This is a genomic window from Alkalicoccobacillus murimartini (assembly GCF_030813245.1).
GTDB lineage: Bacteria > Bacillota > Bacilli > Bacillales > Bacillaceae_D > Alkalicoccobacillus > Alkalicoccobacillus murimartini.
Genome location: NZ_JAUSUA010000009.1, coordinates 1 through 14,661, shown reverse-complemented (window position 1 = coordinate 14,661; position 14,661 = coordinate 1). Strand labels below are relative to the sequence as shown.

Genomic DNA, 14,661 nt, shown 5'->3' with positions numbered 1-14,661 from the left:
CCATTCGCCTGTTGGCTTATGGGCCAAACTGGAGGGAACCTTCTTGATCTTTGCGATTATAGCCTTGTTTATTGCTTCAAGCTTTTTCTCGGGCAGCGAAACAGCCCTAACTGCTGCCAATAAAATTAAACTTCAAAGTAAAGCTACCAACGGCGACAAAAAATCCGAACGATTGTTAAAGCTTGTATCTAATGCTGAAGAGTTTATTCCCGGTATACTTGTCGCAAATAATGTACCGAATATCGTCCTACCTTCCCTCGTCACCATCGTAGCCTTGGAACATGGAATTAATGTTGGAATTGCTACCGGAGTCCTTACCGTAGCCATCATCATTTTTGCTGAGGTATTACCGAAATCAGTAGCAGCAGCCTATCCTGATCGGATTGCGTATATGGTCTATCCTATAACACGCTTACTGCTCATTATTTTAAAGCCAGCTACATATTTACTAAATGGGTTAACTCACTTAGTTATTAAGGTTATTGGACAAAAGGACGTGGATCAAACCACTTTTTCTAAAGAAGAGATGAGAGCCATGTTTGACATTGGGCAAACAGAAGGAACATTCGAAAATGAGGAAGTACACAGATTAAAAAGCATGCTCGATTTTCAGCAATTAAACGTTGCGGATGTTCTTAAAACGCCAAGAATTGATGTGCATGGTATCCCTGCTGATATGACGTTTGACGAAGCCCAAGAGCTTCTATCTACAAATCAATACTCACGTTATCCTGTATACGAGGAGAGCCTGGATCATATTATTGGTGTGTTTCATTCAAAGTTTGTACTTGCTTGGTTTAAGGACCCTCAAAAAAGAGCAAGAGATGTCGCTGATCTCGATCCGATGTTTGTGAATGAATTTCAACCGGTCAACAGCGTCTTTCAACGTATGATTCAAGAAAAGAAGCATATCGCCATTGTTCTAGATGAATACGGGGGAACTGAGGGCATCATTACACATGAAGACCTCATTGAGGCCATTATTGGACAAGACATTGAAGATGAGACAGATATTGATGATGTGTTGATCGAAAAACAGACAGACACTGAAATCATTTGTGATGGAAAAATTGCCTTACGCCGCCTAAATATTGTTTTTCACACACGGATTCCCGAAGGAGAGGATAACCTCGCTGGATTTCTACTGCAGCAATTCGGGTATCTGCCGATCGTCGGTGAGACGGTTACGTTTGATCATCTTCATTTTGAAATACTTGAAGTCGATACGAGGAAAGTCAGCAGTGTACGTGTTACTAAAGTAGAAATAGAAGAAGAATAAAAATAAGCAGGACACGCAATGAATAATGCGTAGTCCTGCTTTTTCATTTATTTCACTTGCGCTCCATTTGGAAGTGCACCATCAATGGTAGCAAGCTGAAGCTTTTTACCTTTAGAGCCTGCCAAGATCATCCCCTGTGACAGCTCTCCACGTAGCTTAACCGGTTTTAAATTCGCTACACAGATAACTTTCTTTCCAACTAAGTCTTCTGGCTTGTAGTATTTCGCAATACCGGATACAACCTGACGCTTTTCGTAACCGAGGTCAAGCTGGATTTTCAACAAACGATCGGCTCCTTCAACGGGTTCCGCAGCCGTGACTTCAGCCACACGTAATTCAACCTTCGTAAAGTCATCAATCGTAATTTGACTCTCATCCTCTATTTCTTCAGGCTCTTCCTCTGTTACCTTACCACCCATTAATTCAACAATGTGGGCAACCTCTTCTTTTACATCTAAACGAGGGAAGATTGGCTCACCTTTACTTACCTTTGTTCCCGCTGGTAATTGTCCGAATTCTAGAATCGAATCCCAGCTTGTTTGAGCTTCTTTTATACCCAACTGCTCCCAGATCTTACCTGGTGTCTTTGTCATAAATGGCTGGATTAAAACAGAGATAATACGCAGAGACTCAGCAAGGTGATACATAACGGTACCAAGACGTTCTCTCTCCCCTTCATCCTTTGCAAGTGACCATGGCTGAGTTTCGTCAATGTACTTATTCGTACGGCTGACAAGCTGCCAGATCGCTGTTAGAGCAATGGAGAATTCCATCTCTTCCATCGCATTCTCTACTTTAGTAACAGTCGCTCCAACTAAATCAAGCAAATCCTCATCAAACGGAGTTCCGTTTTTCACATACGCCGGAATATCCCCATCAAAGTACTTCTGAATCATCGCGACTGTTCGATTTAAGAGATTCCCTAAGTCATTCGCTAGATCATAATTTACTCGCTCTACAAAAGCATCTGGTGTAAACACGCCATCTGAACCAAACGGTACCTCACGTAGCAAATAGTAACGAATAGCATCTAAGCCATAACGATCAATTAACGGAACTGGATCAATGACATTCCCTTTTGATTTGGACATTTTGCCGTCCTTTGTTAAGAACCAACCATGACCAAATACTTTTTTCGGGAGTGGTAGATCTAGCGCCATTAGCATAATCGGCCAATAAATCGTATGGAATCGAACGATTTCTTTTCCGACTAAATGAACATTTGATGGCCAGTATTTTTGATAGAGGGAATCATCCTCAGTACCATAGCCAAGAGCTGTGATGTAATTCGCCAATGCATCAATCCAAACATAAATCACATGTTTAGGATTACTTGGCACTTGCACACCCCAAGTAAATGTCGTTCGTGACACAGCCAAGTCTTCAAGACCAGGCTTAATGAAATTATTAATCATCTCATTTTTGCGTGAAGCAGGTTGGATAAAGTCCGGGTTGGCTTCATAATGAGCCAAGAGACGATCAGCATAATTGCTCATCCGGAAAAAGTAAGACTGCTCGCGAACCTTTTCAACTGGATGTCCCGAATCAGGGCTTTTTCCACCTGTTACGTTATCATTTTCGTCCTTCGTCACATCAACAAGCTGGCGCTCACTATAAAACGTTTCATCTGGAACCGAGTACCAGCCTTCATATTCATCAAGATAAATATCGCCCTGCTTTAACAGTTGCTCAAAGATCTTCTCCACTACGACTTTATGACGATCTTCCGTTGTACGGATAAAATCATCATAGGAGATATCAAGCTTTTCCCATAATGCTTGAATTGGTGCGACCATTTTATCGGTAAATTCAAGCGGACTTAGCCCTTCTTCTGCTGCTTTCTTTTCAATCTTTTGACCATGCTCATCCGTACCCGTTAGAAAACGAACATCATAGCCGCGCAGACGTTTGTAACGAGCCATCGCGTCTCCAGATACTGTTGTGTACGTATGACCAATGTGAAGCTTACCACTCGGGTAATAAATTGGTGTCGTAATATAAAAGCTTTTGTTTTCTTCAGACATGGTATGCCCCCTCTACTTATTTCCATTTTTCCATACAAAAAAGCCCTCGTCCGCAATCGGGACGAGAGCTGTGCTCACGTGGTACCACCCAAGTTCCCCTTCGTTTCACAACAGAAGGGCTCATAAAGTCATCATGACTTAACTGTTAACGCCAGCTACGCTCTCCCCTTATGGCGAAGTCGCCACTCGAAGACAGAATCCTCCCAGACCATATTCCACTTACATCCTCAACTGGTTTTCAGCTCCCCCAGCTCTCTGTGTGAATCTGTAACGTGTACTTATCCGTTCATTGGAATGAATATATGAATCAGTATATCCTAGAATATACCGAATCAACCCCAACCGTGTCAAGCACGGTCGTAAAGCGTGGCAAACGGTGTCTTCTGCTTAACAAGCTTCTGATCACGACATAATCGTTCAAGCTCTTGTTTCCAGGTAGACACATCCCAACTCTTACCTGCTTCGCGATTTAACTGAGTGAGTTCCTTCATTAAATTCATTTCTGATAATGGCAAATGCGAATGCAATGCTTCGAGTACGGTTTCGTCTCCCTGTGCATTCATCTGCTGAAGCTCATCAAATGGATTTAATGTATGAGGACTTGTTGAATGGGCCATCCGAATACGTACAGCCATTGTCCGTCCCATAATCGCTGAAGAGACAAAGACATCACCAGAGCGTAAATATGGCAAACGTTTGCCCTCCTCACTCGTTAGATCTGTTTCTTCTTTAATGGTTTGGATATCGGTTCCCCGAACGGTTCGGAAGACAAATTTAGAGTTCAACTGAGCCGTAATCGTTTCATCTAACAAGGTCGGCCGCTGCGTCGCAAAGATGAGGAAGACCCCGTATTTCCGTCCCTCCTGCGCAATTTCTTTTAAAACAGATTTAGCTGGTGCGTCAAACCCTTTTGGAGCAAAGTTATGCGCTTCATCCGTCACCACGACAAACGGTGGGAAAAATTGTCCCTGTTGTTGCTGCAGTTTGGCGTCGCGATAACTACGTCGCTGTCCGTACAGTGAACCAATCACATAACTAGAGAACACCTGTAGCAACCAGACTGCCCCTTGGATAACAACCAATTTCCCTTGATGAATACTTGTTTCAATCGCTCGGATATTTTGCTGAAATAACCCTGCCTGATTCAGACGATTGGCTCTCCATTGAATGCCTTTTACAGAAGAGAGAGGCAAACTGCCATATTGGTCTAATAATGATTTAAATGTACTAAAACGACTAATCTCATCTCTCGACATCCCACCATCATGCAGCATACCCTCTACTTTTTGTTTACCCATTTCTAGTGCTTCAGATAAATTTGCGACCCGGTCACTGAAGGATTGATAACTGTCGCGGCGCTTATGTATACTTTGGATGACATTCACCATTGATTCAGTTAAAGAACCTGATGCAGAGAGCAGCCGTTCTACATCTCTTGTTGAAAGTGCAGAGAAATCAACTCCCACATCCCGACCAATTTGGACAACATCATAACGATCCGAATACCCTGGCGCATCCTCCACACCCTCGGATTGAGCAGAGAAATTCATCTCAAAGTGTGGATCAAATACCAGTGTAGGAATCTTGAGCTTCATTAACTCCTCCAGCATGACCCGTAAGCCAAAAGACTTACCGGATCCCGATCCGCCAAACACTCCAATGTGTGGATATTGCTGCATGGCACGGATATCAAAAATAAACGGCACACCATTTTGTTTACGCAGTATACCCTGCTCCTGCATATGCAATAATCCATCCAATTCTTCAGGTAAGGAAGGTGCGATAAAGTCGGTTGATTTGATTTCACCTAGCACCATGCCGTCACGTGCAGAGGTTGTGACTAATAGGTCTTCTATCTCTTCAAAAGCCGGATGACGAACAACTGCCCCTGTTTGAATCGGCTGCACAGCTTCCTCAAATAAGCGTACTTTGGCTAAATGAATATCATCAGCGCCAATATCGTAGCCAATCTGTTCTAACGTTTCGAGTACACTCTGGTCCGCAAGTCCTTTATCAAAGCCCATTGGAATATATCGGTTGTACGAGAAGGTTTCAACTACCTCTCCTTTTGGGTGATGCAAATCCGCATCCTCAAGAACAACCAGTTCATTCATTCTAAACTTATGAGTCTTTGAAGCTACATACACTTCATGCTGTGTGGTTACACCCACAATCTGCATCTGAATCATCTCCTACTGTCTCTATTAATACGGTCTGTCACTCCGCTTTCGGGTAAAGTAACGATGCCGCGTGTCTGCATCTAAATATTGCTCTAGTAATCCATCTACCAATTTATCTGTAATTCGAATGTCACGATCGACATAATCAAGCCAAAGCGGGATGCCCCTACCTTCTTTAGGCGTTAAGGTGAATAGCAAATCTGATATTTCCTCTCGACGGTGTGCCTGCTCTTCTAGCATATCAAATCCTGTGATCTGGGGTGCTAATCCGAACCGGGTCCAAACAGATTGCAAACCCGCTTTATGTTGGATTTCTTCTATATAAATGCTTTCTCCTTTTTCAAGTACACCAAACAGCATATCACGATCATAGCAATACGGTTTATTTGCATAATCAGAGAACGCATCCAATTTTACTAGATTCTCCGTCGTTATTTCTTCAGATACACCAACAAGCATGACATCTTTATCTAACGCTAGCTGGCGAAGTTTCTCCCAATCTTCTTCGGCATCAATTCGATAATGATAGAGAGCGCCATCCATTAATAAGAAAGAGAGCTCTTTTTCTTCTATTAATTGTACGGCTGCTTGTAACTCAAGTTTCGCTAGTAAATGTGATCTCCATTTAAGAGGTTGAACGGCTTCCTCATCATTCGTATCATCTAAAAGCGGTACATATATATCAGACTTTCTTACCTCATGCCCCGTTGTTGTTTTTGCTAGTGATTGAAAGAAGTAAATGACATGAGGTGGCTCTCCTTTTGTCTGATTCACCGAACCATCTACACCAGCAATCTCTTTATTACGAAGGATTTCCTTTAATTTCGTCTTTTCTAGATGCTGCATTTGTCGAAAAACAGACTGACTTTTATGGAGTTTTTGTCGAATCGTGTCGTTACCGGTATGTGACTGATTATAGCTATTTCGAAGCTTTTCTCCTACGTTCTTTAATTTCTCCACTAGATCATGTTCGATATCCACTTAAAACACATCCTTTTTACTAGTAAGCTATTCATCCCCCTTAAAATGATTAACACCTATTGTATCAGGGTATAGAAGATTAGTATGACATAAAGCTTAAATCTATAATATCCTTTTATTTACTCTAATTAAATATACTATGTATTTTCCCAATCATTAAGTAGAACAAATTCTAAACTTTTTCTAAAAAAACATTTGACTTGATTTGGAAACCTTGGTATTCTTAGTGTAGATAAAAAATGTCGAATTATGACGCAAATAAATAAAATTGAGTTCCTATCATTCTTGGATTATAGTTTCCTAGAATGAACTGGATCTCTTATACTCGAGAGGAGATATATATAGTATGAAATCTACAGGTATTGTACGTAAGGTTGATGAATTAGGACGGGTAGTTATTCCAATCGAGCTTCGTCGCACGTTGGACATCGCTGAGAAAGATGCTCTTGAGATCTATGTTGATAACGAGCGTATCATTCTTAAGAAATACAAGCCAAACATGACTTGCCAAATCACTGGAGAGGTTTCTGATGATAACCTATCTATTGCAAACGGTAAGATCATCCTAAGCCCACAAGGTGCTGAAGATATCCTTAAAGATCTACAAGAATATGTAACAAACAATAAATAATTCTTATCTAAGACTCCTTCTATAGGAGTCTTTTTTTGTATTCAATGCTTATCCTATCACAAAATAAGCTGATTTCCCCTTTTTTACATAGTGGGAAAATCAGCTTTTTAATCTATTCATACTCGATCCTGAAACTATTCACTATTCAATGTGATATGTTTGGTAGATCTCTCTTTTCGGTACTTCTCTTTCTGTTGCCACCTGCTTAATAGCTTCCTTTGAAGCCATACCCAGTGAGATATAGTGATCAACATGCTGATTAATGGTAAGCTCAGACCACCACTTCTCAACCTGCTTCTCTTCTGTCGTACCTTCCACAACCAAAACAAATTCCCCTTTAATTGTGCCGACCTCTACCCATGTTAAAGCCTCTTCCACTGTTCCTCTTTGATACTCTTCAAATTTCTTCGTGAGCTCTCGACCAATACTCATTTTGCGATTACCCAACACCTCATATATCGCTGCTAATGTTTCTTTAATTCGATGCGGTGATTCATAAAAAATTAAAGAAGCATTGATAGCGGATAGCTGTTCTAGTTCTTGACTTCTTGTCTTTTTCTGCCGTGATAAAAATCCATAGTAATGAAATTGATTTGTCGATAACCCTGATGCAACAAGTGCCGTTAAGGCTGCATTAGCTCCAGGCAAAACAATAACCGGTATTTCCTCGGAAATAGCGAGCTTCACAATCTCTTGTCCGGGGTCAGATATTGCAGGCATACCTGCATCACTCACTAGTGCCAGTGTTTTTCCTTCCTTAATTTGATCAATAAGGTGCGCACCAACCTTATCTTTTGTATGCTCATCGTACCGAGTAAGCGGCGTATGGATATCAAAGTGACTGCATAGCTTGCGAGTCTGGCGTGTATCCTCTGCCGCAATAACATCTGCTTCCTTTAGCATTCGTACGGCACGAAAAGTCATGTCCTCCAAGTTACCGATTGGGGTCGGCACTAAGTACAATACTCCTTTTCCTGATTCAGTCTGATAGCTGATTTGCTGTTGCATCTGCCATCCCCTTCCTTTCTCTCACGTATTCTTCTTTCTTAGATCGAGACCTTCTTTTTAATGCGTATTCCAACTGCATAGCCTCTGTTTTATTCGTAAATTCCTCGTGCCAGATTAATTGAAATGGGCCTCTTCCACGGGTATATTTTGCCCCTTTGCCTTCGGTATGCATCTCAAGTCGTTTTGTTAAATTGTTTGTGTATCCTGTATACCAAGTATGATCTCGACATTGAATAATATAAACATAGTGAATCTCGGTCATTTTTTTTCATAAACCTCCCGAAACGCATCGGTATATGCGCCATCATCTCCGTATACGCTTAATGAAGGTAGGCAGGTCAATCCTGGTTTCCCATCTTTTATCCCCTCAAGTAAAACAATGTTAGCTTCTTTGCTTTGATTCGGCTGGACGAGCTGCATTCGTTTAGGTTCAATTCGATAGCGTCTCATGAGATCAATCATATCCGTTAATCGTTCGGGTCGGTGTACTAAAGCTACTTTTCCCTTTTGTTTAACTAGTGAGGCTGCCGTTCGAATGACATCCTCAAGCGTGCAATACACTTCATGACGTGCAATCGTAAAGTGATGATTTTGATTTCGATCTGATTGTGCATTTGCCTCAAAGTATGGCGGGTTACATGTTACCACATCAAAGGAGCCTGCAGTGATGGATGTTGGCATATCTTTTAGATCTGCATTCACAGTGCGAATCTGCTCCTGTTTGTTATTATAGTCAACCGAACGCAGGGCCATATCATGAAGTCGCTCTTGCAGTTCAACAGATGTAATCTCAGCCTTGCTTCTTTCACTCAGGACTAAGCCAATAATACCATTCCCACTGCATAGATCTATTATTTTGCCCTTCTGTATAGGAATGCGAACAAATCGCCCAAGGAGAACTGCATCCATTGAGAAAGAAAAGACCTCGGCACTCTGGATAATCGAAAAAGGTGTACCAGGAATATAATCTAGTCGTTCATTTTCTAACAGCTTCATTTGTTGCACTCCTTCTTAAAATGATAAAAAGAAGAGGCCATCCCAATATGCTTGATCGGGTTGACCTCTTCTCTTCGGGTGGAGTCATACTTATTTCTTTTGATGTAGAAAAGACAGGCAAAATAAGCAGTCTTCTCCATCAGCACGTAAGCTTCCATAATGCGTATTGCAAATATGAAATCCTTCTTGATAAAGACGGGCTAAGTTATCATGCCCCTCTCCAATTGTAGGTTTACTTTTGTGCTCGGCAGGAGCTTGTTCCTCATTCTGCTGCGTCTCCCAATCAAAACGCTCCCTTAAATTCTTGTTCTCTATTTGGAGGTAGTGGTTCTCTTCCACAAGATAAGCCAACTGCTCTTTGAGTCCACTTAATTCTTGGTGAAGCTGTCCAATGCCTTCCTCCATCTGGCTAACCTTCTTAAAGATTGCCTTCTTGTCCACGTTTCCACCCCATCATTCTGCGGATTCAGCTGATACAGCCCGTGTTCCGTTCAGTTCATCCAGCGTAAACTCGAGCACCTGATCCTCTCCTTCATACATGGATACCTGTACAAGGCGCTCTAAAAGATTCAATCCGATAACCTTACCTTTTCCATCTGGAGTGGTAATGTTCCTTCCAACATCAGGAAGTTCCTTCTTTGCAGACTCATATGTGTCATTCTCATACTTCAAGCAACACATTAATCGTCCACATAGACCTGAAATTTTAGCTGGATTCAATGAGAGGTTTTGATCCTTGGCCATCTTAATAGATACCGGTTCAAAATCTCCAAGAAAAGAAGAACAACAAAGTACACGTCCGCAGGGACCAATTCCACCAAGCATCTTGGCTTCATCCCTTACACCGATTTGTCTTAATTCAATTCTTGTACGGAAGATAGCTGCCAAATCCTTTACAAGCTCGCGAAAATCAATGCGTCCGTCTGCCGTGAAATAGAAAAGCACTTTATTCCGGTCAAATGTATATTCAACATCAACCAATTTCATATCTAGTTGATGTTCCACAATTTTTTCCGAACACACCTCAAATGCTTGAAGTGCTGCCTCCTCATTTTCCGTTACGGTTAGTTTATCCTTAGCTGTCGCTAAACGGATAACCTGTTTTAAAGGAAGGACTACATCATTTTCATTCACTTGTTTTTCGGCAATGACTACTTTCCCAAACTCAATTCCTCGTGACGTTTCAACGATTACTGCCTCACCTAGATCCAACCTAAATTCACCTGGTGAGAAGTAATAGATTTTGCCCGCTTTTTTGAAGCGAACTCCTACAACTTGATGCAACGTCTATACCCCCTGTATGCTGAGCAACAGCTTCTCCATGACAAGCTGGTAATTCATGTTAGCGTTCAGATGACGTTTTGCCTCCAACACGCTGGACAGATGTTCACTTATCTGTTGCTGTGAAATGGAGAGCGCAAGTTGTTCGTATTGATCTTGTTGATCTGGAAAAACGAGTGTATCTGATTTTCCCGTCTGTATATATAGAAGGTCTCTCAACCATAAGAGTATCATATCAAGACCAGCTTCCTGCTGTTCCTTGTCTTTACATATTGGAAGCCACTTATCCTGCAATGTGAGCAGAACCTGATTCGGTCTAAGATAAAGCTCTCCCATCAATTGTATCACTACGCTTCGGGCTTGTGCAATCCAATCTCCCTCATTTAAATGGTTCGTGTGTTCGAAGTTTGTCGTAATTTCTGCAAGTAGCAATGATTGCAATCGAGACATACCCATTTCCTGAAGTTTGTCACTAAAAACAGATTTAGATAACGGATGAAAGGATAATTGCTGACTTCTCGAACGTACGGTCGGTAGCAGGGCTGATTCCCTTTCAGTTAACAATAGTGCTAGAGTTGGTGATTCTGGTTCTTCTAGAAACTTTAGCAAACTATTCGCTGCACTAGCAGTCATTTTGTCCGCTTCAGATATCACATAAATCTTATGGGATGACTCCACTCCACGATACGTAAACTCTTTCTGGAGGAATTCAACCTGGTGCTTTTTAATAGATGCTCCGTCTGGCACAATCATATGAACATCAGGATGATTGCCTTTATCAATTCGTCTACAATCCACACACTGTCCGCAAGGTTCTGTCCCATTCCGCTCTCTGCAAAAATAGCTCTTCGTTAGCTGAAGAGCTATTTCTCTTTTTCCAGTACCAGACTCTCCGGCAAATATGTACGCGTGAGAGAGTCGGTCCTTCTCAAGACTTTTTAAAATAAAGGGAACGACTCTTGGCTGTGTATGTTGTAACTCACTCCAAGTTGCCATGTTCACACTTCCTTACTTTTGGCCATTAAAATTGTTCAAACTCTTCAACAGGCAAAGTAAAGACCGTTGCGCCACCAACCTGTACTTCTACTGGGTACGGCACATAGGAATCTGCGTTGCCTCCCATCGGAGAAATCGGGGCAACCAACTGCTCTCGGCTTTTACAATTTTTCTTAATAATCGCCATAAGTTCACCTATTTTTTCATCTTCTATCCCAATAAGGAACGTTGTATTTCCAGCTTTTAGAAACCCACCTGTACTAGACAACTTTGTCGCTCTAAAGTCTTCTTTAACAAGGGCGTCTGATAGCCTTGCGCTGTCCTTATCCTGTACGACCGCAATGATTAATTTCACTCTCATCCACTCCTTCTTTTAATTACTATTATAGCTTAAATGCGACTGAATCACACGAATCACCTCTTCAGTGACCGTTTCAATGGATTCATTCGCGTTCACTGTGTGAATTCGATCTGGATAGCGACTCTTCACTTGACGATACCCTTCTTTTACTAAGTGATGAAACTCAAGCTTTTCCTGATCTAATCTGTTTAACTCTCGTTCTTGGTCACGTTGGATTCTAGATAGACCAACTTCCGGATCCACATCGAAATAGATAGTTAGATCTGGCATATGTCCATCAATAGCGAATGAATTAATGGATAGAACTTCATCTATACCTAATCCTCTCGCAAACCCTTGATAAGCTAGGCTGCTATCTATGAACCGATCACACAGAACAACCTTATTCGCTTCAATCGCTGGTACAACCTTCTCAACTAAATGCTGTCGTCTAGCTGCCGCATAGAGAAGAGCTTCCGTTCTTCCGTCCATCTCTGTATGCTCTACATCCAAGATAACCGTTCGAATCTTTTCTGCAATGGTTATTCCGCCTGGCTCTCTTGTTCGCAAAATATCATGACCTGCTTTAATAAACCATTGTTCAACATTCGCGATGACGGTGGTTTTTCCTGCTCCTTCTCCACCTTCAAATGTAATAAATGACCCTTTATTCATATTAATCCTCCAAATTCACCACATAGATCCCTATTTTCACTACATCTGTTCCCTGAAATCTAGCACCCGCTTGCTGTAGATGCTCTATTTGTTGAAGCACTTCTTTACTAATCCTCTGACCAGGGTACAGAAGTGGGATGCCAGGAGGATATGGAGTGACAGCCTCAGCTGACACTCTACCCTCCGCTTCTTTAAAAGGAACCCGTTCTTTTTTTAAGCTATGTATATTCTTATTATATTCTTCAGAAGACGAAGATGGCACTGTAACTTTCTCTTTTTTAGTTGCATCATCGTGATTGCTAACATAAGGAGCTAATACACGAGTAAATGTCTTCAGCACATCCTCACAATTGTCCAAAGGTTCTAAACCCATAACCAGCAGAATGTGCCGTTCATCAGCCATTTCAGCATCTATTCCCTCTCGATGCAATAGCTCTTGAAGTTGAAAGCCAGTTAAAGAAGATGTTGATTTTATTGTAACCTTTAGTGGGTCGTATTGATACCCACCTTTGTCCCATTCCACAACCTCTAATTGAGGTATAGCATTTAATCCTTTTTTAAAAAATTGGATAGAAACCATTGTCGTAGTCAGACATTCATTTGTATAAGACTCTAAATAACCTCTTGCAGCATCTAAGGAGGCCATAATGAGGTAAGAAGGACTACTTGACTGGAACATGGATAAGGCCCGTTCGACATCTTCTAGTTGACCTTGATGTAGATGTTCGCTTACATGAAGGTACGAGCCCATTGTTAAGGCGGGTAGAGTTTTATGGGCAGACTGCACGACAATATCAGCGCCTTCGTTTACCGTTGACACAGGAAAAGGATCACCTAACACAAAGTGAGCACCATGGGCCTCATCAACTAATACGAGCAATCCAGCTTCCTTAGCTGCACGAATGATCTTTCCCGGATGGCGCGAGACACCATAATAATTAGGATACGTCATGATAAGAGCCGTTGCTTGAGGATAATCGTTGAGGGCCTCCGTTAAAATCTCCTCCGTTAGACCAACTACGTGCCCTGACTCCTCATCCCTCTCTGATGTTAAATAAACTGCTTTTACCCCTGCTAATTCAACAGCATGGAGAATCGATTTGTGGCTATTCCGTTGTACCAATACGACATCTCCAGGCTTACATAGCGCATAGACCATAGCTAAGTTCCCAACAGTACTTCCTCCAACGAGAAAGTAACTCTTTAATGAGCCATAGTATTCTGCTAGTAGCCTCTGCGCTTCTTTGATTGCTCCTGATGGATCATGAAGATCGTCCAATCCTTCAATTTCAGTCATATCGTAAGGAAAGATCTCTTTGAAGGAATCTAATCCATTCGGAATAATCTTTCCGTTTTTGTGACCAGGTACATGAAATGACTCGGGCTTTGTTTCCATATGTTCTTTTAGCGCCCGAACAAGTGGAACGTTTATTATATCGTCTTTCATGTCTCTCTCCTTCTTTCATTTCCTACACTCTCTCTCCTATTCTAGCGTATGATAAGCTGAGACTAAACAAAAAAAACAAGCCTTTACTACGTAGCTTGTCTCATTCTTATACTTAATACTGTCCAGGCAATATTCCACGCATTTTGTTCACAAAAATCATGTAATCATCCGCTCTCACATCAGTCGTTACAATTTTCCGCTCACAAGATTCGCAAACAAATGAATGACAAAGCTTATAACCTTCAGTTTTCCTTGTTTCACAGATTAAACAGGTATGGCCTAGCTGAACATGTATGACACTTGTTTTCTTCATTAGACTCACTCCTTTGTATCAGTATCGCCCATACATCCTTTTTCCAAACCTTACTTTGACTCTCCTTTACATATATTCGCAGATGCCGGTCTATGTGCCTATGAAATCATTGTTTGAGCGTAATTTTTGATGAGGGGGGAGGTTTTTCTCGAAATGGGGAGAGTTGCGCTTGGTAAATTGTTAGTTTCTCTGGATGTAGCGGTATGCGGGTTGGTATGATCAGGTTCTTTCTTGGTATAGAGGAGTCGAGCTTGGTAAGGATTCGTTTAGATGTCTGGAGCTTGGTAATCGCCGCTTGGTCTTGGTTAGCCCTCCATCTCTCTTGCTGTCGCCCTCCTCTTCTTGATATAAGTGCGATCCACCTTGATTTATCTAGCCTTGGTCTTGCTATTGAACTTTTTATCTTGGTACCGACGAATCTCTACACAAAAAACCCCTTCACCCAATGGATCAACCATCAGATGAAGGGGTTCTTTTTTGGTGCCCGGCAACGTTCTACTCTCGCAGGGG

At 41.7% G+C, this 14,661-nt stretch carries 16 protein-coding genes and 1 other annotated feature; of the genes, 3 read left to right on the top strand and 13 right to left on the bottom strand.

Going from position 1 to position 14,661, the window contains the following annotated elements; translation table 11 throughout:
• The first annotated feature begins 43 nt into the window (after window positions 1–43).
• Entirely contained in the window at window positions 44–1,279 is a 1,236-nt protein-coding gene (locus J2S05_RS19500; protein WP_306985822.1) for a hemolysin family protein, read from the top strand.
• A gap of 47 nt (window positions 1,280–1,326) precedes the next feature.
• Here J2S05_RS19500 and metG read toward each other — a convergent pair whose 3' ends face one another.
• The 3 genes from metG to J2S05_RS19485 form a co-directional block, all read right to left on the bottom strand.
• Window positions 1,327–3,303 carry a methionine--tRNA ligase gene (gene metG / locus J2S05_RS19495; RefSeq protein WP_306985820.1) on the bottom strand — a complete coding sequence of 659 codons (1,977 nt, stop codon included), beginning with the start codon at window positions 3,301–3,303 and terminating at the stop codon, window positions 1,327–1,329.
• Window positions 3,304–3,357: 54 nt separating this feature from the next.
• Window positions 3,358–3,602, bottom strand: a binding site (T-box leader).
• Between the two features lie 48 nt (window positions 3,603–3,650).
• A complete protein-coding gene (locus J2S05_RS19490; RefSeq protein ID WP_306985818.1) occupies window positions 3,651–5,483 on the bottom strand; it encodes an ATP-binding protein in 1,833 nt (610 codons plus the stop codon).
• A 24-nt stretch (window positions 5,484–5,507) separates the two neighbouring features.
• A complete protein-coding gene (locus J2S05_RS19485) occupies window positions 5,508–6,464 on the bottom strand; it encodes a DNA double-strand break repair nuclease NurA (protein WP_306985816.1) in 957 nt (318 codons plus the stop codon).
• A 346-nt stretch (window positions 6,465–6,810) separates the two neighbouring features.
• On the opposite strand from J2S05_RS19485, the gene J2S05_RS19480 reads away from it, so the two are divergent.
• On the top strand, window positions 6,811–7,095 hold the full coding sequence (locus tag J2S05_RS19480; protein WP_306985814.1) for an AbrB/MazE/SpoVT family DNA-binding domain-containing protein: 285 nt from the start codon (window positions 6,811–6,813) through the stop codon (window positions 7,093–7,095).
• 141 nt (window positions 7,096–7,236) lie between these two features.
• Here the strand turns inward: J2S05_RS19480 and rsmI are convergent, their stop codons facing one another.
• From rsmI to J2S05_RS19430, 10 genes are all read right to left on the bottom strand, one after another.
• Complete coding sequence (rsmI, locus tag J2S05_RS19475; protein ID WP_306985812.1) at window positions 7,237–8,103, bottom strand: 16S rRNA (cytidine(1402)-2'-O)-methyltransferase; 867 nt, start codon at window positions 8,101–8,103, stop codon at window positions 7,237–7,239.
• The gene (locus J2S05_RS19470; RefSeq protein ID WP_306985810.1) at window positions 8,075–8,365 is read right to left on the bottom strand and encodes a GIY-YIG nuclease family protein; all 291 of its coding nucleotides are present in this window, start codon (window positions 8,363–8,365) and stop codon (window positions 8,075–8,077) included. Before J2S05_RS19470 ends, rsmI begins: the two co-directional genes overlap by 29 nt.
• Entirely contained in the window at window positions 8,362–9,099 is a 738-nt protein-coding gene (locus J2S05_RS19465; protein WP_306985807.1) for a tRNA1(Val) (adenine(37)-N6)-methyltransferase, read from the bottom strand. The genes J2S05_RS19470 and J2S05_RS19465 overlap by 4 nt, the downstream gene beginning before the upstream one ends.
• Window positions 9,100–9,189: 90 nt before the next feature.
• The gene (yabA, locus tag J2S05_RS19460) at window positions 9,190–9,540 is read right to left on the bottom strand and encodes a DNA replication initiation control protein YabA (RefSeq protein ID WP_306985805.1); all 351 of its coding nucleotides are present in this window, start codon (window positions 9,538–9,540) and stop codon (window positions 9,190–9,192) included.
• Between the two features lie 12 nt (window positions 9,541–9,552).
• Window positions 9,553–10,383: a PSP1 domain-containing protein gene (locus J2S05_RS19455; protein ID WP_306985803.1), complete on the bottom strand. Its 831-nt coding sequence runs from the start codon at window positions 10,381–10,383 to the stop codon at window positions 9,553–9,555.
• 3 nt (window positions 10,384–10,386) lie between these two features.
• Entirely contained in the window at window positions 10,387–11,376 is a 990-nt protein-coding gene (gene holB / locus J2S05_RS19450; RefSeq protein WP_306985801.1) for a DNA polymerase III subunit delta', read from the bottom strand.
• Window positions 11,377–11,401: 25 nt separating this feature from the next.
• On the bottom strand, window positions 11,402–11,731 hold the full coding sequence (locus tag J2S05_RS19445; RefSeq protein ID WP_306985799.1) for a cyclic-di-AMP receptor: 330 nt from the start codon (window positions 11,729–11,731) through the stop codon (window positions 11,402–11,404).
• A gap of 18 nt (window positions 11,732–11,749) precedes the next feature.
• Entirely contained in the window at window positions 11,750–12,391 is a 642-nt protein-coding gene (gene tmk, locus J2S05_RS19440) for a dTMP kinase (protein ID WP_306985797.1), read from the bottom strand.
• Window position 12,392: 1 nt separating this feature from the next.
• Window positions 12,393–13,838, bottom strand: a complete 1,446-nt coding sequence (locus tag J2S05_RS19435) for an aminotransferase class I/II-fold pyridoxal phosphate-dependent enzyme (protein WP_306985795.1) — start codon at window positions 13,836–13,838, stop codon at window positions 12,393–12,395.
• A gap of 112 nt (window positions 13,839–13,950) precedes the next feature.
• On the bottom strand, window positions 13,951–14,151 hold the full coding sequence (locus tag J2S05_RS19430) for a sigma factor G inhibitor Gin (RefSeq protein ID WP_306985793.1): 201 nt from the start codon (window positions 14,149–14,151) through the stop codon (window positions 13,951–13,953).
• A gap of 251 nt (window positions 14,152–14,402) precedes the next feature.
• Between J2S05_RS19430 and J2S05_RS19425 the strand changes: the two genes are divergently transcribed.
• Window positions 14,403–14,661, top strand: a 259-nt coding sequence (locus tag J2S05_RS19425; protein ID WP_306985791.1) for a hypothetical protein, incomplete at its 3' end; no start/stop codon positions are given.